Origin of the sequence: Neoluteolibacter marinus, assembly GCF_014904755.1 — a bacterium.
GTDB classification, from domain to species: domain Bacteria; phylum Verrucomicrobiota; class Verrucomicrobiia; order Verrucomicrobiales; family Akkermansiaceae; genus Haloferula; species Haloferula marina.
This window is the reverse complement of the sequence record NZ_JACZFQ010000020.1, coordinates 18,597-45,567: the sequence shown is the minus strand read 5'-3', so window position 1 is coordinate 45,567 and position 26,971 is coordinate 18,597. Positions and strand designations below refer to the sequence as shown.

Sequence of the window (26,971 nt, the reverse complement as noted above, 5' to 3'; positions counted from 1 at the left end):
ATCAGGATCACTCCGGCGTGAGCCGCAGTTCCTCATACATCTTGCCGTCGAACACCTTGCGGCTGCGGAACAGCACGACCATCCGGCCGTCGTCACCGACCACCGGCGACAGCCCGCAGGTCAGGGACGTCTGCCGGAGCTTGTCGTAGCCCCATTCCTCCGCGAACCAGTCGTCGATCCCCGTGGTTTCCTTGAAGCCATCGAAACTCAGGCCGGGAACCACCCCCATCAGCGCCAGCTCCTCGAGGATCTTCTTCGGTTTGTCGCTGGCGTACAGGACCTCGTTGATGCGCCGCGCCATCGGTGCCCGGTAGGGATCGAGCGGAGCCTCGGGCTCCGGCTCCGGTTCGGGCTTGCCGCCACCGCATCCCGCTAACAGGGGCAGGACGACACCCAGCCACATCCATCGCTTCCAGGCCATCACTCGATCACCACGGAGGCCGGGTCCCAGTCCGGCTGGGGAAAGTCCATGTTCAAGCTGCGCAGGGTGTCCACCATGATCTGCGCGACGAGGAGGTTGCGGTACCACTTGCGGTCCCCGGGAATCACGAACCACGGCGCGTGGTCGGCGGCGGTCTTTTCGATCAGGTCCTCGTAGGCGCGCTGGAACTCGCTCCAGCGGGCGCGGTCGGCGAGATCGTCGGGATTGAATTTCCAATGCTTGCCCGGATTCGCCAGCCGCGACTCGAGCCGGCGCTTCTGCTCGTCCTTGGAGATATGCAGGAAGATCTTGATGATCGTGGTCCCCTCCTCGGCGAGCATCCGCTCGAAGTCGATCACGTGGCGGTAGCGGCGCTTCCAGACCTCGTCGCCGAAAAGCTTCTTCACCCGCACCGCCAGGATGTCCTCGTAGTGGCTGCGGTTGAAGATCACGATCTGGCCGTTGCCCGGCACATGGGGATGGACCCGCCAGAGGAAGTCGTGGGCCAGGTCATCCTCGTTGGGCTTCTTGAATGCCTTCACCTGCACGCCCTGGGGATCCACCCTGGAGAAGACGTGCTTCACACAACCGTCCTTGCCGCCGGTGTCCATCGCCTGCAACACCACCAGCAGGCGGTGTTTGTTCTGGGCGTAGAGGACCTTCTGCAGCGCCTGCAACTCATCCCGGAGCTTGTCGAACAACTCCAGCGACTTCGCCTTTCCTCCCTCCGTGTATAGCGAGATCTCTCCCGTCTCGATCGACCCGAGGTCGAGCTTCTGGCCGGATTTCACCCGGTAGCGTTTCACCGCTTCGCCGATCTTCATCGGAGCCCATGTTCCGGGCAGGGCGCCGGACTGGCAAGCATCGAGTCGTCACGGCGCTGTTTCTGTCACCCGCATGCGGAAGAAGCCCTTGGAATACCCCGAAACCGGAAACTCCGCGTAACGCTCCTGCACGGTCGGCCCCGTGGAAAGCGCCACGCTGCCGACCACCGACCAGCCCCCGGCTGCCATCGTCTCCGAGTGCTCGATCACCGCGGTCGCACCCGGGCGATCGGTCCGCAGATCGTAGTACATCACCACCCAGCCATCATCCAAATCCATGCTGAAAGGCGGCGCGGCATCGCGGACCGAAGGCGACGATCCGGTCAGATACTCGACGAGATTCGCCCGACCGTCGCGATCCGGATCGTCCTCGGGATCGAGCTGATCAAGCGGCAAACCGAAGCCACCGACCCAGCTCGCGAACGAGGGGCCGGGAGCCCCCGCTCCGGGATTCGGCGTGGCGGCGATCCAGTTGGCGTAATCATTGCCGAAATCCGCGACCGACACCTTGGTCAGCGACGGACCGGTTCCCGCGGCGGCGGCAGGCCAGGGCGAGGCCGGCTCGTAGTTCACCCGGTCGACCCGCGCATACTGGCGGACATTCGAGCCATCGAGACCGGCGGGCCGCGCGAGTTGCAGGCGCTCGCCATCGTTGGAGAGCTTGCCGGAGATCCACTCGAAGACCCGCGTGCCCGGCGGCACGCTGAAGGCGGCGTTGAATTCGACCAGGTTCCGGGTGAACACGATGCGCTCGCCCGGCGCCATCACCAGCGGCACCGCGGCGGGAAACTCGTATTCGATCCCGTCGGTGATCCGCCACGCCGCGCCCTTGTCGGCATCGTAGAGCGTCACGGACTGGCCGGACACGTTGGTCAGCTCGAAGTATTCCGAATCCGCGTCCCCCGCGGGGTCATACTGGATCTCGGAAATCACCACCGGCCCGATCCGCGGGCCGCTGTTGGGCGCCCCGGGCGTCGGCGCGACGAGGGCGACGAAGTTCCAGCTCTGGCTACTTGGCTTGTAGTGGTTGCCGAGCGATTCCCCCGCCAGCGAAGCGCCGAAGTCCTCCTTCGACTGGTAGTCGGTGAGCTCGTCACCCACCGCGGAGCTGAGGTAGAGCGTCTCGCCCGTGTCGCTGATCGCGAAGGGTGTGATCCGGCCGGGATCAATGCTCGCCGCACCGAAGGCCGTGTCTTCGTAGAAGACAAGATAGCCGCCCGCGCCGATCACGGTGCCGGCCGGGATGCGGTACTTGGTCAGATTCGAGCCACTGTCGCTGAGGAACCAGCCCCCGATGTCGATCGGGCTTCCCGAGCGGTTGTGCAGCTCGATCCAATCCGGGTCCTCGCCCGAATTCGCCAGCACCTCCTCGATCACCACCGTCTCGCCGATCACGAACGGATAGTCGCCCGCCGAGTAGAGGTAGTAGGCACCCATGTCGGCCCGGCTGCTGTCCGGATCGTGAGCATGGCCCGGATTTCCGGCATCGACGGCCGGTGAACCCGGCTGGAGCTGGAAGTTCAGCACCACCGGATCCTCGAATTGGGGATCCACGAAAAGATTGCCCGCTCCCGCCAACTCCGAGGTATCCGACAAGGAATAGTCCACCGTGGCCGTCGACAAGCCATCGAACAGGACGGCACCCCCGGAACAGTTTGAGAAGATGCAGTTCTCGACGGTCGCCGCGCCACCGCCATTGCCGAAGTTCTTCTCGTACACGCTCACGCCCTCCTTGCAATCGACGAAGGTATTCTGGTCGACGACCGCGGCAGAGCCGCTGTCCTTCACCCCCACCCCCAGCTCGCAGCCAACCACCAGGTTCCGGCAAAGTGCCACCGTCGATCCCTGCCCCACCGAGAATCCCTTGTCCGAGCAGTAGTAGATCAGGTTGCCCTGGATGTTCAGCCCGGAGCACTGCTCGCCGATGTCGACGCCATCGCTGTTAGAGCCTTGGAAGCGGTAGATCCGGTTGTTCAGGATCGATCCTCCGGCGACCCCGTCGTAGTCGATGGCATCGGTGTCGGGCGCATTGTTGCCGAAGAACACGCAGTCGCTGACCTCGGCAAAACCGCCCTTCACGTTGATGCAGTCCCCGGTGTAGGGCGTGTGGATGCGGCTGTTGTAGACGATGGTCACGCCGCCCCGTGCGAATACCGGACTCTCCGACTTGTCGATGTCGATCCCGTCCACAACGAGCGTCGCATCCAGGGCGGAGACTGCCGCCGGATAGGTCACCGGATCAAATCCCCGGGTCGCATCGCGAATCACCAGGTTCGACAGATAGGAGAAGCGGCTGCCGTTCTCAAAGCTGATGCCACCCCAGCGCTCGCCATTGCGGCCGAGCACCTGCACCGGCTGGGCAGCGGAGCCCCGAACGTCGAGCGCGCCCTGGACGCGGAGGTTCCTCCCCGCCGGCATGCGCACGATCACGCCCGGATCAATGGTCAGGGTGACGCCCGGCGGCACCATCAGGTCCTCGTCCAGGACGTAGGGAGACCCCTGCAAATTGAATACGGTGTCCGTCGCCAGCACCCCGCCCGTGACCGTCTCACCCGAGGCCGTGAAATTGGCGGTGATCGCTGCCGCCGAACTCAGGAGCACCGTGGTCGCGGCGTCTCCCGAGGCCCCGCTCCACCCGGCGAACTCGAATCCCGGGGCAGGCTCGGCGACGAGTTCGAGGGGGATCCCGGGAAACACCCGCAGCCCCCCCGGCTCGACCGGCACGCCCTCGACCCGCACCTTGCCCCCGCTGGCCGGGCCGATGCCCAGCGTGAGGTCCACCGCGGAGGAAAGCCCGAGGTTCGACTGGATCTCGGCGTGGACGTTGGCATTTCGGTTCACGGCGAAATCCTTGGTGTCCTGGATGTAGGAGGCCCGGCTGGCGGCGGTCATGCCCCCGCTGGCCGCCCACCGGGCACTGTGGCGGTCGACCTCGCCGGCCACTTCCGACGCCATCCCGTCAACGATTCCCTCGATGCGCGACGGCTTGAAGGTCGAGGCGACATGCGCCGCGAACCTCTGCGCCAGCCGGTTCCTGAACCCGCTGTTCGCCTTCAAGCGCACGAGGACCTCCTCGCTGCCCAGCAACTGGTTGAACACGCTGGTGCCGAGTTGCGAGACACGGAATGTCTGGTCCATGTCGGGCAGCAGCCATTGCCATTTCGAACCCGCCTTGCGCTCGCGCCAGAACTCGCGGTTGTGGCGCCAGCTGGTGTTGATCCCGTAGGACTCCGCGACCACGAAATCGATGAAGCTGTCGATGTCGATCCGCGACTCGACGAAGGCGTAGTTGCCCGGGTCGGTCAGGTCCCGGGTGGTCAGGAAATCCATCAGGTCGAGCCAGTCGTCCGCATTGCCCTTTTCAATTCCCAGCGACACCGACTGGGAGTCGACGTGCCCATACAGGAGGTGGTCGATGTCGTCGGCGCTCACCCGCTTGTGCTCGAAGAACCAGGCGTCATCCCAGCGCGCCCTCAGGTTGTGGATGCCCCAGTATTCGCCGTTGATGAAGACGATGCCGGGCCGGTAGTCGACCCCCTCCGCCTTCATCTGCCCCGTGGGCAGGAAGGCCCACATTCCGTCGCGGAGCATCTCCTTTCCCCAGGCGTCGCCCCCTTCGCGCAGGGTCAAGCCGGTGTGGAGCGGCACCCCGGAACCGGGAAACAGGTTGTACTTGATCGCATCGTCGCCGTACTTCCCGCGCAGCGCGAAGTTCAGCGCGTGCTGGGCGTTGCTGGCCCAGTTGTTCTCGCCGCCGATCCGGTAGCCGCCGTTGACCCGGAACCCCGGCGCCCCGCCGGCGGGAAAGAATTCGAGGGATCCGGGAGCATCCTTGCCTTTGTACACATCCCGGGGACCCGAGCTTCCCGAGACATAGGGTTCGTGCTGGTTCTGATAGATCCCGATTTGATCGCCGAACAGCGCCACCGGATCGGCGACCACCGACACGTAGGGAACGTCGCCCGGCGTCTCGCCGATAAAGTAGGTCCGCGACTCGACCGGCCCCGGTGGCTTGTTCTCCGCGAAAACCCGGGCGCGCAAGACCGTTGTCGATGACACCGGGATGGGCGCGGTGTAAAGCGCGGAGGTGACCCGCGGCAAGCTGCCGTCGAGCGTGTAACGGATCTCGCCCTCCTCGGCATGGAGGGTGATCTCCTGCGGCGCCGGGTAGAATCCTCCCGCGGGAAGCAACGACAGCCCGACTCCCTGCACCGTCCCGGCCGGAACGATGGCGCCGCTGTTCGCCGCGCCGGGCGAAGGCACGGCGAAGCGGACGATCTCCGCCGCGTTCGCCGGATTCCGCCCGGTTGAGATGTCATCCACTTGCGGACCGTAGGTGATCAGATCCAGCTGGTCTGACGAACTCAAGGTTGTGGCGCTCAACCCGAGGTCGAAGCTGAGGTCGGAGCTGTCCGCCGTCGCCTGGTGCACTTCCACCGCCAGCACGTTGTCGCCTGCCACCAGCCCCGTGGCCGGCAGGTTGTAGGTCGTGAAGGCCAGTTCGCCGGTTCCGCCCACGCCGAGGCTGGCGAGCGTGTTCGGCTGGATGGTCCCCGCCGGCAGGTTCTGGCGCACGACTTCCTCGCCGTTCAGATAGACGACCGCTCCGTCGTCCACCAGCAGCTTCAGGCTGAGGCTGGCGACATTCGAGGGATTGGCGACATGAAAGGTGTGGCGCAGGTAGGTGGTGATGTGCTTTTGATTCGGGTCGGCACCGTACGAAAGCGTGGTCGCCATTCCGGCATCCCCGTAGCCGAGTTTCGAGGAGCCGGATGCCCAGGTGGAGTCGTCGAACGAGCGAGCCCGCCACTGGGTGGCCTGCGCGCTGCCGTCATCGAGGTATTTCCAAACCGCGGCAGCCGCCGGTGGCACCGGGATCGGATCCGCCGCCGTCACCAGACTGCTGGTCGCGATCCCGTTCGCCCGGGTCAGCACCACCGCTTCGCCGTCTGCCGATAGCGAGAAATTCGTGTGATAACCCTCGGTTGTGAAATTCCGCCACGGCCAATAGCCGCGCGGCCGGACCAGGCCGGGCAACGCGTCGTGACCGTCGGCCCATACCATCAGGTAGCCGTTCGCCGGGATCGACGCGGCCGGCGGGAACGGCCACTTGAACGGCTTCGCAGGATCATCGCTGAGATAGTAGCCGGCGAGACTCACTGCTCCGGCGCTGGTGTTCTTCAATTCGATCCAGTCCGGGTAGTCCTCGAAATCGACGATGTCCGGATGTGCCTGCGTGTTGGCGGCCAGAAACTCGTTCACCTGGACCTGGGCGCCCGCCCGGACCACGCACAAAGCCAGCAGGCAGGTAGGGATCTTGAGGGTCATCAGGTTGCAGGGGGTGACGAATTCGCCACTCGAATACAAACCCGTTTTGGTAACAGGACTCAAATATCCACTGTTGAGAATCAATCGCTTCAAGCAACCAGATCGCCTCCTGGCCCGTTGAGCCTCGCGGCCAGCGGCCCGCCTCGCCCTCCCGTCACATATTCGTCATTGAAAGCACCCCGGCCGCCAACGAGGCTGGGGCGATGCCTGACACGACTGCTCCCGGATGCTTGGTCACCGCGATCCATGTCGGGGCCAGCTCGGTCTCGATGTTGATCGCCGAGACGCAACCGGACGGCTCCCACCGCGCGGTCGATTTCCTCGAAAAACCCGCCCCGCTGGCGCGCGACGTCTTCCGCCACGGCCGGGTCAGCTCGGAGACCACCGAGCGCATCGTCGCCATCCTCAAGGACTACCAAACCGCGCTCGCCGAGTACGGCGCCGACGGCCGCAAGATCACCCGCGCGGTGGCCACCAACATCCTGGTCGAGGCAACCAACCACGACGCCTTCCTCAACCGCATCCGCATTGCCTGCGGCTTGTCGATCAACCCGATCGACGACGGGGAAATGACCCGCCTGATCTATCTCAAGACCCGCCGCCGCCTCAAGGACACCCCGGCGATGAAGCGCCGCTGCACGCTGGTCGTCCACATCGGCCCCGGCAACACCCGCGCGCTGTTGTTCCAGGATGGCGCGATCACCCGCTACACCAGCTACCGCCTCGGCACCCACCGCACCCGCGAGGCGATCGACGGTTCCCATGCCGAGGGCGCGGCGATGCTGCGGGTCATCCGCGAGCACACCAGCGGCAACCTCGCCCAGATGCGCTTCGACTACCACGACGTGCAGCTCGATGCCCTGGTGGTCATCGGCTACGAGATCCAACAGATCCCCCGCCAGCTGTCGAAGGGCGGCAGCGTGGCCACCACCAAGGCGCTCAAGAAGGTCGCCGTCGAGGCCTCGCAGATGAGCGAGCTCGACCTGGTCACCCGTTATCAGGTCGATTACCAGACCGCCGAGGCGCTGCTCCCCGCCCTGGAGACCAACCTCGCCATCGCGGAAACCTTCGGCCTCCAGGAAATCCACATTCCCGCCAGCGAATACGAAAAAGGCATCCTCCTCGACCTGCTCGTCTCCGGCCACCTCGCCGGAACCCTCGACCAGGAAGTGCTGCGCTCGGCGCGGATCCTCGCCTCCCGCTACCAATCCGACCCCCGCCACGGCGAGCACGTCGCCACCATCTGCGGCCACCTCTTCTCCGAGCTGCAGGAGCTCCACGGCATGACCAAGCACGATGCCATGCTGCTCCAGGTCGCCGCCATCCTCCACGAGGTCGGAACCTTCATCAGCCCGCGTGCCCACCACAAGCACTCGGAATACATCATCCTCAACAGCGAGATCTTCGGGCTCGATCGCCTCGACATCTCGATGATCGCGATGATCGCCCGCTATCACCGCCACTCCGGCCCGCGGCTCGACCACCCCAACTACCGCGACCTCGACACCGACGACCGTATCCGGATGTCGAAGCTTTCCGCCATCCTCCGCGTCGCCGACGCCCTCGAGCGGACCCACGACCAGCGCGTCCATGAAATCGTCGTCCGCCGCGACGACCGGCGGCTCCGCCTCGTCCTGCCGGGCGTCACCGACGCCGCCGTCGAGCGGCTGGCCATGGCGTCCAAGGGCGATCTCTTCGAACAGGTCTTCGGCCTCGAGGTCACCATCGACGACGCCAGCTGACCCCTCCACCTCCTTCCATGTCCATTCCCTTCATCAACCGCGAACTGTCCTGGCTGGAGTTCAACCAGCGCGTCCTGAACGAGGCCCTGCGCGCGGATCTCCCGCTGCTCGAGCGGATCAAGTTCCTCGCGATCACCGCATCGAACCTCGACGAGTTCTTCCAGGTTCGCGTCGGCAGCCTCATCCTGTTGCGCCGCAGCGGCCGCAAGGCGCCCGATCCCTCCGGCATGACCCCGGTGCAGCAGCTCGCCGCGATCCGCCGCCGGGTACAGAAAATGGTGGAGGCGCAGTATCAGCTTTTCTCCGGCGAGCTCTGCGCCGCCTTGAACGAGTCCGGCATCCGCCTGCTCGCGACCCGCGACCTCAACCCGGTCCAAGCGAATCAGGTCGCCGCGACCTTCCACGATTCCATCTCGCCCCTGCTCACCCCCCTCGCGGTGGTGCTGGGCGAGGACCCGCCGCTGGTCCCGGCACTCCAGCTCGTCGTCGCCTGCCGCATTGCCGACGGTGAGACCGGCGAGATCCGCCACGCCCTGATTCCCATTCCCGACGGCATCGGCCGCCGCGTCCCGGTCAGCGATGAAGGCGACGGCGCCTCGTTCGTCCTGGTTGAGGATCTCGTCGCCCACCACGCCGGCGAGCTGTTCCCCGGCGAAGACGTCGAGGCCACCGCCTGCTTCCGCGTCACCCGCAACGGCGACATCGCCGTGCAGGAAGAGGACGCCAGCGACCTCGCCGGCGAAATGGAGGACGTCCTCGCCGCCCGCATGCTTTCCGACACCGTCCGGCTCGAACTGCCGGCAAGCCTGCCGCGCGATCTCGGCAAGCTCATCCAGCAGGTGTGCAACACCAGCTCGGAACAAGTCTACCGCGTTGCCGGCCCGCTCGCCCTGTCCGGCTTCATGGACCTCGCGTTCATCCCTGGCTTCGACCACCTGCGGGTCGAGGACTGGCCGTCGCAACCGTCCCCGGACCTCACCCCCGGCGACTCGATCTTCGACGACATCGCCCGCCGCGATCTCCTGCTCCACCATCCCTACCAGAGCTTCGAACCGGTCATGCGACTGCTCGAGGAAGCAGCGGACGATCCCCAGACCGTTTCGATCAAGCAGGTCCTTTACCGCACCGCGAAGCAATCGCGGATCATCGACTCGCTGATCCGCGCCGCGGAGAACGGCAAGAGCGTCACCGTGCTGGTCGAGCTCAAGGCCCGCTTCGACGAAGCCCGCAACCTGCTCCGCGCCGAGGAGCTCCAGCGCGCCGGGGCCCAGATCGTCTACGGTGTGAAGGGACTCAAGACCCACGCCAAGATCTGCCTCATCGTGCGCCGCGAGGAAGGCCGCCTGCGCCGCTACGTCCACCTCGGCACCGGCAACTACAACGAGAGCACCGCCCGCCTCTACACCGACATCTCCCTGCTCAGCTGCCGGCCCGAGTACGGCGCCGACGCCTCGCTGTTCTTCAATGCGGTCACCGGCCGCTCGAAGCTGCTGCGCTTCCAGCGCCTGGTCCCCGCCCCGACCGCGATGAAGCCGCGCCTGCTCGACCTCATCGCCTCGGAAGCCGAGCGCGCCCGCCAGGGAGAAACCGCCCGCATCCTCGCCAAGGCGAACTCGCTGCAGGACCCCGAGATCATCGCCGCCCTCTATCAGGCGTCGAAGGCGGGGGTGGAGATCAACCTCAACATCCGCGGCATCTGCTGCCTGAAAACCGGCGACCCGAAGCACTCGAAGAACATCCGCGTCGTCTCCATCATCGACCGCTTCCTCGAGCACGCCCGCATCTTCTATTTCCACCAGGGCGGCGACCCCGACATCTTCATCGCTTCCGCCGACTGGATGGGCCGCAACCTCGACCGCCGGGTCGAGCTGATGATCCCGGTCGAGGACAGCCGCGCCCGCCGCCGGCTGCTGCGGATCCTCGAGGCCTTCTTCCAGGACAACACCCAGGCGTCGCGGATCCTTCCCGACGGCTCTTCGGAACCGATCCGCCCGGTCGGCGGCGAGAAGAAGTTCCGCGCCCAGGACCATTTCTTCAAGGAAGCCCGCCGCGCCGCCAAGGCCCGCGGCCACGAACGCGCGATGACCTTCGAGCCGCACGTGCCGAAGTAGCCGCCGGCGTCCGGCACCCTCGCAAAAGCGCAAATCCCGTGCGCGCACGGCCACGGGTTTTGCGTGTGCCGCCACGGCCGCGGGACTAGGAACCCGCGATGAAAGTCCTGCTCGCCGGCCTCTTCCTGTTGTCCCTTCCCGCACTCGCGGAGCTTCCGCTGATCCCGCGCGCGGCCGGGGTGAAGGAATCCGGATCGCCACTGAAACTTGCCGCCGGGGCGAGGGTGCACGTCGCCGATCCCGCGGCGCGCGACCTGTTCCTGGCGACCCTTTCCGAAGCCGCGGGTTTCCCGCTCGGCCCGGCCCCCGCCGATGCGCCGGCTGCCATCCAGTTCCTGTCCGCGGATTCCCTGCCCGACAACTTCCCCGTGCCCGCGGGCGAGGGCTACGTGGTCCGCATCGTCGCCGAATGCGCCAACATCCACGCCGCCACTCCCGCCGGACATTTCCACGGCCTGCAGACGCTCGCCCAGTTGCTCCGCGCCGCGGAGCGCGACGACCAGGGGGCCGTCCTTTTGCCCGGCGCATTCATCGTCGATGCCCCGCGCTTCGCCTGGCGGGGTTTCATGCTCGATGAAAGCCGCCATTTCACCGGCGAGGCCGGGGTGAAACGGCTGCTCGACGCCATGGCCCGCTACAAGCTCAACCGCCTCCACTGGCATCTGACCGACTCCCCGGCGTGGCGGATCGAGATCAAGAAATACCCCGCGCTCACCGCGATCGGCGGCCGCGGCAACGAAAGCGACCAATCGCCCGACGCCCCGGCACAGTTCTACACCCAGGAGCAGATCCGCGGGATCGTCGCCTACGCGAAAGCGCGGCATATCACCATCGTCCCCGAGGTCGACATGCCCGGCCACGCCGACGCCGCGGTCCGCGCCTACCCGCAGCACGATGGCGGCGGATTCGTGCAGAAGGGCAACAAGGACAAGTGGCCGCGCTTCACCTTCAACCCCGCCGCCAAGGAAACCCTGGCCTTCCTCGACGACATCCTTGCCGAGGTCGCGGCCCTATTTCCGGAGGCCGGCGTCATCCATTTCGGCGGCGACGAGGTGCACTTCGGCTGGCACCACTGGAAGGACCTGCCGGAGGTGCAGGACCTGATGACGAAGGAGAAACTCAAGGACCTCGCCGCGGTCGAAACCTGGTTCAACCGGCGCATGGCCGGGACCGTCAACCGGCTCGGCTTCGAAACCGGTGGCTGGGATGAAATCGTGGCGCGCGAGCTGCCGCGCGACCGGACCCTGGTCTTCTGGTGGCGGCACGACAAACCCCAGGTCCTGCGACAGGCTCTGGAGAAGGGATACTCCGTCGTGCTCTGTCCGCGCCGCCCTTGCTACCTCGACTTCGTGCAGCACGATTCCCACAAGACCGGCCGCCGCTGGGGCGGCTTCAACCCGCTGCAGGACACCTTCGATTTTCCCGCGGCCCTGAAGCTCACGCCGGACGACGAGCGCCGCGTGCGTGGCATCCAGGCCTGCCTTTGGACGGAGACGACCGTAACGCAGGAACGCCGCGATTTCATGACCTGGCCGCGTCTCGTCGCCCTCGCCGAAGCCGCCTGGACGCCGGCGGAGCGCAAGGATTTCCACAGCTTCGAACGCCGCCTGCCCGCTGAGCTCGAGTGGCTGCGCGCCCACGGCATCCGCCCCTACGACCCCTTCGCGGACACCCCGGAGGTGACTGACCGAGGCGCCAAGCCGGAGTATCCGGACGTTCCGGAGTGATCTATTTCAGCGGGTCCGCCGTCACGCCATCGAAGGTGATCTTCACCGGCTTGATCATTCCCTTCTCGTCGAACTCCATCTTGTCGATGCAGGTCACCCGGTGGTTGCCGTCGGTCTCGCCCAAGGGCCGGCGGTGATAGACGATGTACCAATTGTCGTCCTTCTTGTTGTGGATCACCGAATGGTGACCCGCGCCGGTGGCAACGTCGGCGTCCTGCTGGAGCACCAGCCCGATCCGCTTGTGCGGCCCTAACAGGGAATCCGAAACCGCATAGGCGACGCGGTAGTCGGGACCGGTCCAGCCACCCTCCGACCACATGAAGTAGTACTTGCCGTCCCGCTTGAACACGAAGGGACCCTCCACGTAGCCCTCGGGCGTGATCGATTTGAAGGTCTCGCCGTCCTCGAAGGGCACCAGGCTCTTGAAGTCGTCCGCGAGCCTCGCGACATTGCAGTGCCGCCAGCCGCCGTAGACGAGGTAATGCGAGCCGTCGTCGTCGCGGAACACGAAGCCGTCGATCGGCTGCGCGCCGTGATGGAACTTGTCGACCAGCGGCTTGCCGATGTGATCCTTGTAGGGTCCGCCCGGCTTGTTTGCCACCGCCACGCCGATCCCGCCGAGCTGTTCGTTGTTCTGGATGTCGTTCGCGCTGAAGAAGAGGTAGAACTTCTTGTCCTTCTCGATGATCGACGGCGCCCACATCGCGCGCTTCGCCCACTTGATGTCCTTCGTGTCGACGATGCTCTCGTGCTTCTTCCACTTCACCAGGTCCGTCGAGGAAAAGGCGTCGAAATGGAGCTGCTGGTCGTAGGGCGCCGAGAACGTCGGATAGACCCAATATTCATTGCCGAAGATGATCCCCTCGGGATCCGCATACCAGCCGGGGAAGACGGGGTTCCCCGCCTTCTTGTCCTCGGCGGCCGAGGTGGCGAGAAGTGCAAGCAAGGCGACGGCGGCGAGATTTCGGGTCGGATTCATGGAGGAAGAAAACACGTTCGACCCGTTGACTAACACTCCGGTTAGACCCACCGCAAGCCCCCTCGCCGCCCGCGGCCGAAATTGGCGCCACCTCAGAACAATGCTTTCGACAGCAAGGTCAACAGCACCACGAACACCACGTTCAGTACCAGGCCCACGCGGATCATCTGCCGCTGCGGAACCTGGCCGGAACCGAAGACGATCGCGTTCGGCGGCGTCGCCACCGGCAGCATGAAGGCGCACGACGCCGCCAGGGCGAGCGGCGTGACCAGCTGCGACGGCACCATCCCCAACTGTTCCGCCAAGGCGTGGAACACCGGCACGAACAGGGCCGCGCAAGCGGTGTTGCTGGTCAACTCGGTGAGCCCGATCACGAACGCCACGACCCCCGCGGTGATGAGCAGCGGCGGCCAGGCGCCGATCGTTTCGCCCAGGACCCGCGCCAGGAACAAGCTGGCACCGGTCTCCTTCAACACCGCGCTCAGGGCCAGCCCGCCGCCGAACAACAGCAGCACGCCCCACTCGGTGCCGCGGTCGATGTCCTGCCAGCGCACCACGCCGAAGAACAGCATCACGCCGATCGCGACCAGCGCCACCAGGGAGTCGAACGATCCCGTCACGCCGAGGGCCGGAGCGATCCACGCCCCGCCGACCCAGCACGCCGCGGTCGCCCCGAAGATCCCCAGGGTCGCCCGGCGCGGACCGGTCATGGCAAAGCGCGCGCCGTCCATTTCCAGATGCACCTCGCGGTCCGGCCGGCAAAGAAAGTGCAACACCACGATCATCGCCGGCAGGAGCACCAGTACCGCGGGAATCCCGAACCTCAGCCACTCGGTGAAATCGATTCCCAGTTGCTTGGCTGCGATCCCGTTCGGCGGGCTGCCGATCAGGGTCCCCAGCCCGCCAATGCTCGACGCGTAGGCCAACCCGAGCAGCATGAACACGGCATTCCGCGGATTCGGCACCTTGGCGCTGGCCAACAGTCCGAGTGCCAGCGGCAGCATCATCGCGGTCGTCGCGGTGTTGCTGATCCACATCGAGAGAAACGCCGTCGCGCCGAACAAGCCGACCGCCACCGCCAGGAAGCGGCCCTTCCCCATCCTCACCAGGTTGCGGGCGATCCAGCGGTCGATGCCCTGGCGGGACATCGCCGCGGCCAGCGCGAAGCCGCCGAGGAAGATGAAGATCAAGGGATCGGCGAACGGAACCAGCGCCGCCTTGAGGTCCGACACCCGCCACAGGGTCGCCAGGGCCGGCACCAGCAGCGCCGTCACCGCCAGCGGCAAGGCCTCCGTCAACCACAGGAAGGCCACCCCGGCGAAGATCCCGAGGCCGACCTTCACCTCCATCACGTCCAGCCCCGCGGCCGCCGTGCCATCCCCGTCAAGCGGCAGCCACCAGGCCACGCCGGTCATCAGCGCGATCGCAACCAGCACCAGCCAGGTCCGGCGTCGCCGAAAAAAGGGCAACTCCTCGTGTTCTCTTTCGAATTCGGGATCCATCGTCAGCCTCACGGTTCCCGCAGGGGAACCTTCCGGTCGCCGCGGGGGATGATCCGCGCACGCTGGCACATGTGGAGCTCCCCGAGGAAGCCCCAAGCCTGACACCCGCCGCTCAGTCGCCGAGGAAGTCCTTCAAGCCGCCAAAGAAGTTGCCCAGTTCCTCGTCGTCCGCCTCGGCGCCCATGATGTCGTCGTAGGTCGTGTGGATCAGGTGCTCGTCGTCGAGTTCGAGGATGAAGCTGCTGGGCTGGCACGACTCCTCCTTGCCCCACTTCGTACGAACGGTGCAGTAGGTCATGCTCAGCCGCTTCTGGGCGCGGGTGATGCCGACGTAAAGCAAGCGCCGCTCCTCGTCCTTGGTGCCTTCCACCACGCTGCGCTGGTGAGGCAACACGCCCTCCTCCAGGCCGACCAGGAAGACGTTGGGAAACTCGAGGCCCTTGGAGGCGTGCAAGGTGATCAGGGTGGCACCGGACTTCTTGTCGAGATCGTCGTCCTCGCGGTCCGAGGCAAGCGCGCTGTCGTCGAGGAACTTGCGCAGGCTCTTGCCCTTGCCGATCGCCTTGGCGAGCTCCGACAGGACCTCGCCGATGCCCTCCTGACGCTGGGTCTTCTCGTTCTCCGTCTTGCTGCCGCGTTGCAGCCAGTCGAGGTACTCGATCTCGTCGAGGAACTCCTTCAGCACGTGGTTCGCCGGCGCCACCTTGCCGTCGATCTTCATCTTCGCGGTCAGCACCTGGGTGGTGAAGGTCTCGATCGAGTTGCGGACCTTGGTCGACAGCTGGGACAGGAAGTTCTCGTCGGTCAGCGCCCGCCAGACGCTCTGGCCGATCTCGCGGCTGTAGTCGGTGGCCAGCACCGCGGTGGACTGGCCGATCCCGCGCGGCGGGGCGTTGAGGACGCGCAGCAAGGGCACGTCGGCCTCCGGGTCGTCGAGCAGGGCGACGTAGGCCAGCGCGTCCTTGACCTCGCGTCGGTCGTAGAAGCTCTGGGCGCCGACCATGCGGTAGGGGATCTTGCGCTCGCGCAGGGCCTCCTCGAGCTTGCGGCTCTGCTTGTTGGTGCGGAACAGGACGGCGAAATCCTCCCATGGCAGGTTGCCGCGGGCCTTGTCGGCGAGGATTTCCTCGGCGATGAACACCGCCTCCTCCTCGTCGCCGGGCATGCCCACCAGCCGCACCGGCTCGCCGCCGAGGATTGTCGACTTGAGCATCTTCTCCCGACGTCCGACGTTCTTGCGGATCAGGCTGTTGGCGGTGTGGAGTATGGCGTGGGTCGAACGGTAGTTCTCTTCCAGCAGGATGATCTTGGGATTCGGGAAGAAGCGCTCGAACTCGAGGATGTTGGCGCTTTCCGCCCCGCGGAAGCCGTAGATCGACTGGTCGTCGTCACCGACCACGCAGACGTGGAACGGCGGCCCGACCAGCTGCTGGAGCAAGCGCATCTGCAGGCCGTTGGTGTCCTGGAACTCGTCGACGGTCACCCGTTGGTAGACCGAGCGGAAGTAGTCGCGGACATCAGCGTGCTCCCGCAGCAATTGCTCGGCGAGCGTCAGCAGGTCGTCGAAATCGACGGCGTTCTGGGCGCGCAACTCGTTCTGGTAGGCGACGGCAAGCGACGAGAAGAAATCGTCGTCCATGTCCTCCAGCGCGATCCCGCGGTTCTTGGCGCGGGAGATTTCCGCGAGCACCGCCTCGGCCTTGATCTTCTCGTCCTTGCCGCCCATGCGCACGACCAGCTGCTTCATGATGCCGACCTGGTCGGTGCCGGAGCAGATCGAGAAGTTCTTCTTGTAGCCGAGCTTGTGGATGCCGCCGCGCAGCAGCCGGACGCACAGCGAGTGGAAGGTGCAGACGGTCATCTGCTCGGCCTTCTTCTTCGAAACCATGCCGCCGATGCGCTCGCGCATTTCGGAGGCGGCCTTGTTGGTGAAGGTGACGGCAAGGATGTTTTCCGGCGGGATCCCCTGCTCCAGCATGTTCGAGATCCGGCAGGTGACGGTGCGGGTCTTGCCGGTCCCGGCCCCGGCGAGGATCAGCACCGGACCGTCGAGCGATGCGACCGCGTCCCGTTGGGCCTTGTTGAGGGAGTCGAAGGAAAAGCCACCTGCCATGCGCGGGCGGATGGAAGCGGGAGCAGGCCGGATTGGCAATGCGAGGATCGCGGAAATCCGGCCGGGCGCCGGACTTGAAGAAATCCATCACTGCAAAATAATGCAATTATCGTGACAACGCATGATCGGTCGCACCTAATCGGCCCGTATCCACACCCGACCGAACCCATCGCGAACCACCATGATCCGCACCCTCTTCCTCCTGCTTGCCGCCACCGTCGTCGCCCATGCCGAAGCGCCTCCGGGCTGGAAACTGGTGTGGTCGGACGAGTTCGACGGCAAGGAGATCGATTTCACCAAATGGGCCGCCGAGGAAAACGGCCACGGCGGTGGCAACGGCGAGATGCAGTACTACGTCGACCGCCCCGAGAATGTCCGCGTCGAGGACGGCCACCTGGTGATCGAGGCCCGCAAGGGCTACTTCAACGCCGGCGGGGTGGAGAAGGAGTTCACCTCCGGCCGCCTGCGCACCAAGCGGCGGGCCAGCTGGCTCTACGGCCGCTTCGAGGTCCGCGCCAAGTTGCCGAAGGGCAAGGGCATCTGGCCGGCGATCTGGCTGCTGCCGGAAAAGGAAACCTACGGCGGCTGGGCGGCCAGCGGCGAGATCGACATCATGGAGCTGGTCGGCCATGAGCCGAACAAGGTCCACGGCACGCTCCATCACGGTGCTTCCTGGCCGAAGAACATCCACACCGGCGCCCCCTTCGAGCTGAAGGAGGGCACCTTCGCGGACGACTTCCACGTCTTCACCACCGAGTGGGAAAAGGACGAGATCCGCTGGTATGTCGATGGCAAGCTCTACCAGACCCAGAAGGAGTGGAAGAGCGAGGGCAAGCCCTTCCCCGCCCCCTTCGACCAGCCGTTCTTCATGATCCTCAACGTCGCGGTCGGTGGCGCTTGGCCGGGACCGCCGGACGCGTCGACCGTTTTCCCGCAGCGGATGACCATCGACTACGTCCGCATCTACCAGCGGCCCTGAGGCGCGCGGGAGGTGGCGGGAGCACCGGACTCAGTCGGCTTGGAAAGAAGGCCTCCGGATCGCCCGGTTTGCCTGGTCCTTGCAGCTGTCCATCCGCGGGACCGGATCGCCCGGCCGTCAAGGCCTGCCGTCCAAGCCGAATGAATGCGGCGCTCCGTTCACGATTTCAGTCGTTCCGGCGGCCCATCGCGAGGCTCAGCCAGTAGAGGAGCTGGGCGACCGCGCCCACCGCACCGGCGACGTAGGTCATCGCGGCCCAAAACAAGGCGTTCTGCGCTTTCTCGTGCTCCATCTGGTTGGCAACGCCGCTGCGCTCCAGCCACACCATTGCCCGCTTGCTGGCATCGAACTCAACCGGCAGCGTGACCACCGCGAACAGGGCCGTGACCGCGAAGACCGCGACCAACAGCCACAGCATGAAGGGGCTGTGGAACAGGAAGAGGCCGAACATCGCCGCCATCATCAGGTACTGCTGCAGTGAACTGGCGAACTGCACCGCCGGAACCATCTTCGAGCGGAAATTGAGCCAGGCATAGGCCTGCTGGTGCTGGACGGCGTGACCGCATTCGTGGGCCGCGACGGCGGCGGCGGCGACCGAGTTCATGCCGTAGACCATCTCGCTGAGATTCACCGTCTTCTTGATCGGATCGTAGTGGTCGGTGAGCAGCCCGGGCACGCTGATGACCCGCACGTCGTTGATGCCATTCTGGCGCAGCATCGCCTCGGCCACCTCGGCACCGGTCATGCGGATCGGGATCCGCGAATATTCGTTGAATCGGGACTTGAGCGTGCTGCTGATCAGCATGCTGACCAGGGTGGTGCCGATGATGATCACCCAGTAGCCGATCCCAATGCCCCCCTGCTGGGCGTGGGTTTGGGCGGCGAGAAGGAGATTTTCGAAAAGCATGAGCCCGACTTAAACCGGCTCCCCCACCCGCGCAACCCGGAGACGATTGGAAAACGGGCCTGTTTTTTCAAATCGACAACCCTAGGGTCGGCGCATGAAGCACGTCCTGATCACCGGTTGCACGCGTGGACTCGGCCTGGCCATGGCCCGCTTGTTCGCGCAACGCGGCTGGCGGGTTTCCGGCTGCGGCACCAACGCCTCGGCGGTCGAATCCCTCGCGGCCGAGATCGGCGACGGCCACCGGATCTGCCGTTGCGACGTCACCTCGCGGGAAGAAGTCGAATCCCTCTGCGACGACATTCTCGCCGGTCCGGGCGCCCCCGACCTGCTGCTCAACAATGCCGCCCTGATCAACCGCAACGCGCCGCTGTGGGAAGTCGAGCCCGACGACTTCTCGCGGGTGATGGACGTCAACCTGAAGGGCGTCCACCTCGTCTGCCGCGGCTTCCTGCCGGCGATGATCGCCCGCGGACAGGGTGTCGTGGTGAATTTCTCATCCGGCTGGGGCCGATCGACCTCACCCGAGGTCGCCCCTTACTGCTGCACCAAATGGGGCATCGAGGGACTGACGCAGGCTCTTTCGCAGGAACTCCCCGGCGGCCTCGCGGCGGTCGCGCTCAATCCGGGAATCATCGACACCGACATGTTGCGCAGCACCTTCGGCGCCTCGGCCTCGGAATTCCCCGATCCCGCCCGCTGGGCGATCAAGGTGGTGCCCTTCCTCGAGCAGCTGGGGGCCAAGGATAACGGCCAGGCGCTGACCGCGCCGGCCTGAGGGGGCCGAAGGCAGCCGCTATTTTTCGCCTGTCCTGCCTAGCCGGATCAATCAAGCCGCGCTTCATGCTTGGCCGCCCCGCCGGTCGGTCCCACGCTGCGGCCAGAGAGTGATTGAAGTCCGCTACCAACGTGGCCTGCACCTTCCGGAACTCGACCTGTGGCTCGATCCCCGGGACGCGAAACCGTGGGCATTCGTCTCGCATGCCCACGCGGACCACTTCGCCCGCCACGAGAACGCGCTGTGCTCGGAGATCACCGCCGCGCTGGTCGGCTCCCGCTACGGCATGCCCGGGTCGCGGCTCGAGGCGGTGCCCTTCCTGACCGCCATCGAGCGCAACGGCCACCGGCTGCGCCTGCTGCCGGCCGGGCACATCGCCGGCTCGGCGATGCTCCACGTCACCCGCATTTCCGACGGCGCCAGCCTGCTCTACACCGGTGACTTCAAGGTCCGCCGCGGCCGCACCGCGGAACAGGCGGTGTTCCAGCAGGCCGACCTGCTGATCCTGGAGACCACCTTCGGCCTGCCGCGCTTCGCCTTCCCTCCGCCGATGGAGGTCGAGGGCGCGGTGCTGCGCTTCGTCCACGATGCCTTCGCCGACGGCGAGGTCCCGGTCCTGCTCGCCTACTCGCTGGGCAAGGCGCAGGAGGCGCTTGCGATCCTCCACGAACAGGGCATCCCGGTGGTCCAGCACCCCAGCGTCGCCGACATGACCGCCGCCTGTCGCGCCGCGGGCGTGAGCGGCCTGCCGGAACCACTCGTCCTCGAGGGCCCCGTGCCCCCCGGCCACGCGGTGATTACCCCGCCCAACACGGTCCGCTCGAAGCTCCTGCGCTCGGTGGGCAACCGCCGGGTCGCAATGCTCAGCGGCTGGGCACTGATGGCCAGCTCCTCGTACCGCTACCGGGTCGATGAGGCCATCCCGCTTTCCGACCACGCCGACCACCCCGGCCTGACCGAGTGCGTCCAACGCGTGCGCCCGAAGAAGATCCTGACCGTCCACGGCTACACCCGTGAATTCGCCGCGGAGCTCCGCCAGCACGGCTACGACGCCTGGTCGGCCACCGGCAACGACCAGATCGAGCTCCAGCTCGCCCCGCCGCCGGCCCGCAGCGCCTTGCCTGCCAGCAAGACCCGCACCACCGCCAGCGCCCGCCACATCCGGCCGATTTGCCCCCTCGCGGATTTCACCAGCCTCTGCCGCCTGACCGGCGAAACCAGCAGCCGGGTCGAGAAGATCCGCCACATCGCCGCCTACCTGCGCGGCTTGACCGAGGACGTCGACCTTTCGCTGGCAACCCGCTGGCTGTGTGGACACGCCCTGCCCGACGCCGAGGACCGCCGCACCATCCGCGCCGGATCCCTGACCTTGAGAAGCGCCCTGCTGAAACTGCCGGGAGTCAGGGAAGAGCGTTACCGCGAACTGGGACAGGCCCACACCGACCTCGCCCACGCCGCGCGGTTGCTGCTGCAGGAGCTCGCGTTGAAACCCGAACCCCTCGACCTAGCCGGCCTCGACGGGTTTTTCGAGCAACTCGCGCGGGCCCCCGGCTCGCTGGCCCGGATCGAACAACTGGCGGAGCGCCTGCGCACCCTGCACCCCGCCGAGGGCGAAACCGTGGTCCGGCTGCTCGCCGGCGACCTGAAGATCGGGATCAAACCGGGGCTGATCGAGGACGCCATCGCCGAGGCCTTTGCCGTCGATGCCGCCGCGGTCCGGCATGCCAACATGCTCAGCGGGGATTCCGGGGAAGTCGCCACGCTTGCCCGCGCCGGCAAGCTCGACGAAGCGACCCTGCGCCCCTTCACCCCGGTGAAGTTGATGCTCGCCACCCCGATGCCGGACGCGCCGTCGCTGGTGGCCGCCACCGGCGACCTCCCGGACGGCGGCCTTTGGCTGGAGCCCGACTACCAGGGAATCCGCGGCCAGCTTCACAAGCAAGGAGACCGGGTCGCCTTGTTTTCACGCGACCTCCACCCGCTCGACAGCGAGTTCCCCGAACTCCTGGATGTTGCCCTGACGCTGCCCGGCGACTTCATCCTCGATGGCGAGATCATCGCCCATGCCAACGGCCGGCAACTCACGGTGCCGGACTTGCAGAAAAGAACCGGCCGCAGCCTCGTCGCCCAGACCGACCTCTTTACGGCCCCGGGCGAATCCACGGACGAGCCGCCCGTGCGCTTCATTGCCTTCGACCTGCTTTGGCGGGACGGCCGCGACCTGCTCGCTTCACCGCTGGAAGACCGCCGAGCCGGCCTGGAATCGTTGCTCGCCGGACCTCCGCAACAGATCCTTGCCGGCGATGTCCAGCGCTGCCCGGCGGATCCGGACGCGTTGCTCGATGCCTTCCGCGATGCCCGTGCCGGAGGCCACGGCGGACTGATTGCCAAGGCACCCGGCAGCCGATACTCCCCCGGCCGCCGAGGGATGACCTGGCTGGAACTGAAGAGTTCCAGCACCATCGACTGCGTCGTGATCGCCGCCGAGCGCGGAAGCGGCCGTCGCGCCGAACTGCTCAGCGATTTCACCGTGGCGGTCCGCGACGAATCGAGCGACCGCTTCCTGACGATCGGCCGGGTTCAGTCCGGTCTCACCGATGCCGAGGCCGCGGAGCTTTCCGAGCACCTCCTTCGCCACACCCTGCAGAGCAAGCGGGGCAGGCACCAGGTCGAGCCGAACCTGGTGCTGGAGATCGCCTTCGATTCGGTCCAGCCGTCCAAACGGAACGATTCGGGATTCGCCCTGCGCTTCCCGCGGATCCAAGGCATCCGCCGCAACAAGGCTGCCGCGGACATCGACACCCTCCAGTTTGTCCGGGGTTTGGTCTGACCCACGTCCCAACGGGACCCGGGGCTCTTTTGTGAAGAAAGTTTCACCGAAGCTTCCTTGGTCGCAACACGCGGGCATTCACACTGGCCGGAATGACCGGACTTCTCGAACTCCTCAAGGATCATCCACAAATCGAATTTGAAGCGGGAGATGTAATCATCCGGGAAAATCACCCCATCGATTGCCTTTACGTCCTCGCCGAAGGGGAAGTGCAGATCACCAAGGACCACGTGCCGGTCTGCAAGATTTCACGCAAGGGATCCGCTTTCGGCGAGGTCTCGGCCCTGCTCGGCATCCTCCCGACCGCCACCGTGGTGGCGACCAAAAAGACCCGCATGTTCGCCGCCGGCGACGCCGCGGCGCTGCTCGCCACCAACATCGACGTCACCCTGGAGATTGCGCGGATGCTTGCCGGCCGGGTCAAGCGGCTGACCTTCAACTACGTCGAGGAGATGGACGACGGCGAATCGATCTTCTGGCGCAACCGCTGAACGGCGGTCGTCAACCCCGAGGACAAAAAAAACAGCCACCCGGTTCCCCGGGTGGCTGTCGGAAGAATCAGGAATCCTGTCCCGGATCAGGGAGTGGGAACTTCCGCGATCGTCTTCAGCACGCGGCTGGCGATCTGGTAGGGATCACCCTGCGAGTTCGGACGACGGTCCTCGAGGTAGCCCTTGTAGTCGCTCTTGACGAAGCTGTGCGGAATACGGATCGAGGCGCCGCGGTCGGCGAGACCGTAGGTGAACTTGTCGATCGACTGCGTTTCGTGGAGACCGGTGAGGCGCATGTGGTTGTCGGGACCGTAGACGGCGATGTGCTCGTCGAGGTTCTTGGCGAACGCGGCCATGAGCGCTTCGAAGTACTCCTTGCCGCCCTTCTCGCGAAGGTACTCGGTGGAGAAGTTGCAGTGCATGCCGGAACCGTTCCAGTCGGAGTGCATGCCGAGCGGCTTGCAGTGGTAGTTCACGTCCACGCCGTAGCTTTCGCAAAGGCGCTGGAGGATGTAGCGGGCGACCCAGATCTGGTCGGCGGCCTTCTTCGAGCCCTTGCCGAAGATCTGGAATTCCCACTGGCCCTTGGCCACTTCGGCGTTGATGCCTTCGTGGTTGATGCCGGCCTCAAGGCAGAGCTCGAGGTGTTCCTCGACGATCTGACGGGCGACGTCGCCGACGTTGCTGTAACCGACACCGCAGTAGTACGGACCCTGCGGACCCGGGAAGCCGTCCTTCGGGAAGCCGAGGGGGGCACCGTTTTCCCACAGGAAGTACTCCTGCTCGAAACCGAACCAGGCGTTCTCGTCGTCGAGGATGGTGGCGCGGGAGTTGGAAGGATGCGGGGTCTCACCGTCCGGCATCATGACTTCGCACATCACCAGGGCGCCGTTGTTGCGGGAAGCGTCCGGGTAAACGGCCACCGGCTTGAGCACGCAGTCGGAGCTGCCGCCTTCGGCCTGGAGAGTGGAGGATCCGTCGAAGCCCCAGTTCGGAAGCTGTTCGAGGGTCGGGAAGGCGTCGAAGTCCTTCAGTTGGGTCTTGCTGCGGAGGTTCGGGACGGGGGTGTAGCCGTCGAGCCAGATATACTCCAATTTGAACTTGGGCATCGTATTCTCAGGTTGTGTTTCGGATCGCGTGGATTCGTGCGGATGATCAGGGGACATGCAAGCCCCCAGTGCGTGCGTGAAGCAGCACCGCCGCGGAGAGAGCAGTTGACGAGCCAAACTTCAAGCCCACGTCGCCTTTTTCTTTTTGCGCGGCCCTCCCGCGCCACTCAAGATTTGCGCCCACGTGACCCCGACCGACCTCGAAGAACCCGCCCATCCCTTGATCCTCAACTGGTCGGGAAGCACCCACGTCGGCCGCTTCCGGAAGAACAACGAGGATGCCTTCCTCGCCTTGAATTTCGACGCCCGCGAGACCCGCTATCTCGGCAAGACCGGCCGCGGCTCGATGGACGACGCCGACTTTGTCTTCGCTGTCAGCGACGGTATGGGCGGCGCCAACTCGGGCGAATTCGCCAGCAAGATCGCGGTGGAGAAAATCACCCGCCTGCTGCCGGCCAGCTTCGGCATGGCCGCCCAGCACCTCGAGACGGGCTTCGGCGACATCCTCCGCGAGTTGTTCGAGCGCATCCACCACGCGATCAGCGACCTCGGCCGCTACTACCCGGAGTGCCAGGGCATGGGCGCCACCCTCAGCCTGTGCTGGTTCATGCCCGGCTGGATGTGCTTCTGCCACATCGGCGACAGCCGCATCTATTACCTACCGAAAGACGGCGAGATGATCCAGATCACCCACGACCACTCCCATGTCGGCTGGCTCCGCCGCTCGGGAAAAATCAACGAACGGGAGGCGCGCACCCATCCCGGAAAAAGTTCCCTGTCCCAGGCACTCGGCGGCGGCAACCAGAAGATCGACCCGCACATCGGCCGCGTCGCATGCCAGCCAGGTGACCGCTTCCTGATTTGCTCCGATGGCCTGGTTGATGGCCTCTGGGACCGCCGGATCGATGAAATGGCGCGCGGCGAAGAGATCGACGTCGTCAAGATGGTCGAGTTCGCCGTTTCTGAATCCGGCCGCGACAACACCACCGCCCTGCTGATCGAGGTGAGCTGATTCCCCCGCCGTGACCCTTTCCCCGCCATCCCCCGGCCATGCCCTGGTCCTGGTGATCGATCCCGCCCGGATCCCCGCGGAACGGGTCGAGCGCTGCCTGACGCGGGAGGAAAAGGAGCAGGCCGGTCGATTCCATTTCGAAAAGGACGCCCGCCACTGGAGCGCCTGCCGCGCCGGCCTGCGATGGATCCTCGGCGAGGCCCTGCAAGCCGACCCCGCGGCGCTGCTGCTCGAAACCGGCACCCATGGCAAACCCCGCCTCGCGGCTCCGCTCGACTCCCTTCATTTCAATCTTTCCCACTGCCGCGACCTCGCCCTGGTTGCCCTGTCCGCGGACGGCCCGGTCGGAGTCGACCTTGAGCACGCCGACCGTGCCCCGACGCTGCTCGGCTGCGAGGAGGGCTTCTGCCACCCGGACGAGATCGAGGAGCTTCCCGCCGATCCCACCCTTCGGGCCGGTCGCTTGCTGGAGCTCTGGACCGCGAAGGAAGCGCTGTTGAAGGGACTCGGAACCGGGATGTCGCTGGCACCCCAGTCGGTCTCGCTGGCTTCCGGGAAGGAGGACCTTGCCGTGGATCCGCGGCTGGGTCATTTCCGCCGCCACCGGCTGGTCCACGCCCTGCTTGACCGCCATGTCGCCTGCCTCGCGGTCCCCACCGCGGTCACGCGGATCGAGATCCGCTGCTTTCACGGCTCCTGAATCGACAGCGGCAGCAGATCATGACAAAACCCCGGCGCTGATTGACCCGATGGCTGACGTGATCCACTTCCACTGCCCCGCCTGCGGGATTTCCCTCCGGGTGCCGCCCGCTGCCGCCGGCTTCCGCGGACCTTGCCCGCGCTGCCGGCAGGAAATCATCGGGCCGGATCCCGCCCTCGGTCTCGACGCCCGGCGTGCCGATACCCCGCCGCCGGAACCGCCATCCAACGACGGCTTGTTGAGCGGACTGCCCGCCCCGGCATTCCCGGATCTTGGCGATTCCCCGCCTCCCTTTTCCCAAATGGCGAGGGCAACGGAGCCGATGCCCCTGCCGGCGCAAGAGCCCGCGGCCGGACCACCGGCGGATCTCCCGCCGCCGGTCGAGGCACCTGCCGAACCGGTGCCACCCGCGGCCGCCCCTTCCGGATCACCGCCCCTCTTGCGGACGGTCCTGATCCTCGCCTGCCTGGTCTGCGCCCTCATCGGCCTGATGGCCGGCTACCTCATCGGGTTCAACCAGAACCCGGTGGTCCCCGCCACGTCGACCAAGAACATCCCGGCGCCCGCTGCCGACCCGACCCCGCCAGCCGGGGACCCCACGCCGGAGGTCGAAACCACGCCAGCTCCCGTGCCCCCGGCCGAGGAAAAACCGCCTGCCGAAAAAAACCCTCAGTCAGAAACGCCGTCCACTCCCCCGGTGGAACCGACGCCACCCGCCCCCGAGCCGATCAAGGAGGAGCCTCCTGCCCCCGTTCCGGCAGAACCGGCTCCGCCCACGCCCGAAGAGTCGGCGGAAGCCGCACTCCGGAGCTTTCTCGCCGCCCCCGACTGGCGCGCCCGCAGCGCCTATGTCCTGGATCCCGAACGCGTCCGGCCGAAAATGGAAGCCCTCGCGGCCGACGGCAACGACGGCCCCACCGCCGATGCCAACCTGAAGGTCGCCGCTTCGCCTCCCGCCGAACCGGGCGCACCCCGGCTCTTCAGCTTCATCCTCGCCCGCGCCGGATCCGCCGACGGCTTCCCGGTGGCGGTGGCCGAGACGGCCGATGGCTGGAAGGTCGATTGGGAAACCTTCGTCGAGTTCCGCGACGATCACTTCCAGCGCTTCGCCGCGGGCGAAGGCAGCGAAATCGGTGCCTTCCACCTGCTGGTCCGCAACACCCACTACTTCGGTCCGAACTTTCCCGGCATCGACAAGCTCACCGCTTTCCGGGTCGATCCGCCCATGCCGGACCGCACCCGCTACGCCTTCGTCGCCACCGGTTCCGACCTCCACAAGCAGCTCGCCGACGCCACCGAATGGGGCGCCCCCTGCTCCCCTGTGCTCGAACTCTTCCGCAAGATCCGGGAAGACGGCAATTCCCACCTCGAGATCACCGGCATCGTCGCGCCCAACTGGCGACCCGCGGTGCATTGACCCC

18 protein-coding genes are annotated in these 26,971 nt (G+C 66.1%); 10 read left to right on the top strand and 8 right to left on the bottom strand.

Translation table 11 applies throughout. From position 1 onward, the window contains the following. Nucleotides 1-7 precede the first annotated feature (7 nt). From IG178_RS04535 to IG178_RS04525, 3 genes are read right to left on the bottom strand one after another with little or no spacing between them, the layout of a single operon-like run. A complete protein-coding gene (locus IG178_RS04535; RefSeq protein WP_193211336.1) occupies nt 8-421 on the bottom strand; it encodes a hypothetical protein in 414 nt (137 codons plus the stop codon). Beyond that, the gene (locus IG178_RS04530) at nt 421-1,245 is read right to left on the bottom strand and encodes a polyphosphate kinase 2 family protein (RefSeq protein WP_193211335.1); all 825 of its coding nucleotides are present in this window, start codon (nt 1,243-1,245) and stop codon (nt 421-423) included. The genes IG178_RS04535 and IG178_RS04530 overlap by 1 nt, the downstream gene beginning before the upstream one ends. Before the next feature lie 48 nt (nt 1,246-1,293). Next, nucleotides 1,294-6,573, bottom strand: a complete 5,280-nt coding sequence (locus IG178_RS04525) for a lamin tail domain-containing protein (RefSeq protein WP_193211334.1) — start codon at nt 6,571-6,573, stop codon at nt 1,294-1,296. Between the two features lie 203 nt (nt 6,574-6,776). Between IG178_RS04525 and IG178_RS04520 the strand changes: the two genes are divergently transcribed. The 3 genes from IG178_RS04520 to IG178_RS04510 all read left to right on the top strand — a co-directional run bounded on the left by IG178_RS04520 (nt 6,777) and on the right by IG178_RS04510 (nt 12,153). Beyond that, complete coding sequence (locus IG178_RS04520) at nt 6,777-8,315, top strand: Ppx/GppA phosphatase family protein (RefSeq protein WP_193211333.1); 1,539 nt, start codon at nt 6,777-6,779, stop codon at nt 8,313-8,315. 17 nt (nt 8,316-8,332) lie between these two features. Further along, complete coding sequence (gene ppk1 / locus IG178_RS04515; protein WP_193211332.1) at nt 8,333-10,426, top strand: polyphosphate kinase 1; 2,094 nt, start codon at nt 8,333-8,335, stop codon at nt 10,424-10,426. A 98-nt stretch (nt 10,427-10,524) separates the two neighbouring features. Beyond that, nucleotides 10,525-12,153: a beta-N-acetylhexosaminidase gene (locus tag IG178_RS04510; RefSeq protein WP_193211331.1), complete on the top strand. Its 1,629-nt coding sequence runs from the start codon at nt 10,525-10,527 to the stop codon at nt 12,151-12,153. A 1-nt stretch (nt 12,154) separates the two neighbouring features. Here IG178_RS04510 and IG178_RS04505 read toward each other — a convergent pair whose 3' ends face one another. From IG178_RS04505 to IG178_RS04495, 3 genes are all read right to left on the bottom strand, one after another. Next, a complete protein-coding gene (locus IG178_RS04505) occupies nt 12,155-13,132 on the bottom strand; it encodes a glycoside hydrolase family 43 protein (protein WP_193211330.1) in 978 nt (325 codons plus the stop codon). Nucleotides 13,133-13,224: 92 nt separating this feature from the next. Beyond that, nucleotides 13,225-14,634: an SLC13 family permease gene (locus IG178_RS04500; RefSeq protein ID WP_193211329.1), complete on the bottom strand. Its 1,410-nt coding sequence runs from the start codon at nt 14,632-14,634 to the stop codon at nt 13,225-13,227. Between the two features lie 112 nt (nt 14,635-14,746). Further along, nucleotides 14,747-16,747, bottom strand: a complete 2,001-nt coding sequence (locus IG178_RS04495; RefSeq protein ID WP_193211328.1) for an ATP-dependent helicase — start codon at nt 16,745-16,747, stop codon at nt 14,747-14,749. 181 nt (nt 16,748-16,928) lie between these two features. Here IG178_RS04495 and IG178_RS04490 point away from each other — a divergent pair, with 181 nt between their 5' ends. Then, the gene (locus IG178_RS04490) at nt 16,929-17,726 is read left to right on the top strand and encodes a glycoside hydrolase family 16 protein (RefSeq protein WP_193211327.1); all 798 of its coding nucleotides are present in this window, start codon (nt 16,929-16,931) and stop codon (nt 17,724-17,726) included. 166 nt (nt 17,727-17,892) lie between these two features. Here the strand turns inward: IG178_RS04490 and IG178_RS04485 are convergent, their stop codons facing one another. Beyond that, entirely contained in the window at nt 17,893-18,633 is a 741-nt protein-coding gene (locus tag IG178_RS04485) for a zinc metallopeptidase (protein WP_193211326.1), read from the bottom strand. Between the two features lie 94 nt (nt 18,634-18,727). On the opposite strand from IG178_RS04485, the gene IG178_RS04480 reads away from it, so the two are divergent. From IG178_RS04480 to IG178_RS04470, 3 genes are all read left to right on the top strand, one after another. Next, a complete protein-coding gene (locus IG178_RS04480) occupies nt 18,728-19,408 on the top strand; it encodes an SDR family oxidoreductase (protein ID WP_193211325.1) in 681 nt (226 codons plus the stop codon). Between the two features lie 109 nt (nt 19,409-19,517). Beyond that, nucleotides 19,518-22,238 carry an ATP-dependent DNA ligase gene (locus IG178_RS04475; RefSeq protein ID WP_193211324.1) on the top strand — a complete coding sequence of 907 codons (2,721 nt, stop codon included), beginning with the start codon at nt 19,518-19,520 and terminating at the stop codon, nt 22,236-22,238. Nucleotides 22,239-22,330: 92 nt separating this feature from the next. After that, complete coding sequence (locus tag IG178_RS04470; protein ID WP_193211323.1) at nt 22,331-22,729, top strand: cyclic nucleotide-binding domain-containing protein; 399 nt, start codon at nt 22,331-22,333, stop codon at nt 22,727-22,729. Between the two features lie 86 nt (nt 22,730-22,815). Here the strand turns inward: IG178_RS04470 and IG178_RS04465 are convergent, their stop codons facing one another. After that, entirely contained in the window at nt 22,816-23,838 is a 1,023-nt protein-coding gene (locus IG178_RS04465) for a glutamine synthetase beta-grasp domain-containing protein (RefSeq protein ID WP_193211322.1), read from the bottom strand. Nucleotides 23,839-24,022: 184 nt separating this feature from the next. Here IG178_RS04465 and IG178_RS04460 point away from each other — a divergent pair, with 184 nt between their 5' ends. From IG178_RS04460 to IG178_RS04450, 3 genes are read left to right on the top strand one after another with little or no spacing between them, the layout of a single operon-like run. Continuing rightward, on the top strand, nt 24,023-24,850 hold the full coding sequence (locus IG178_RS04460; RefSeq protein ID WP_343225925.1) for a PP2C family protein-serine/threonine phosphatase: 828 nt from the start codon (nt 24,023-24,025) through the stop codon (nt 24,848-24,850). A gap of 10 nt (nt 24,851-24,860) precedes the next feature. Continuing rightward, on the top strand, nt 24,861-25,550 hold the full coding sequence (locus IG178_RS26110) for a 4'-phosphopantetheinyl transferase superfamily protein (protein ID WP_193211321.1): 690 nt from the start codon (nt 24,861-24,863) through the stop codon (nt 25,548-25,550). Between the two features lie 49 nt (nt 25,551-25,599). After that, nucleotides 25,600-26,967 (top strand): hypothetical protein, encoded by a 1,368-nt coding sequence (locus IG178_RS04450; protein WP_193211320.1) that lies wholly within the window; start codon nt 25,600-25,602, stop codon nt 26,965-26,967. Nucleotides 26,968-26,971 lie beyond the last annotated feature (4 nt).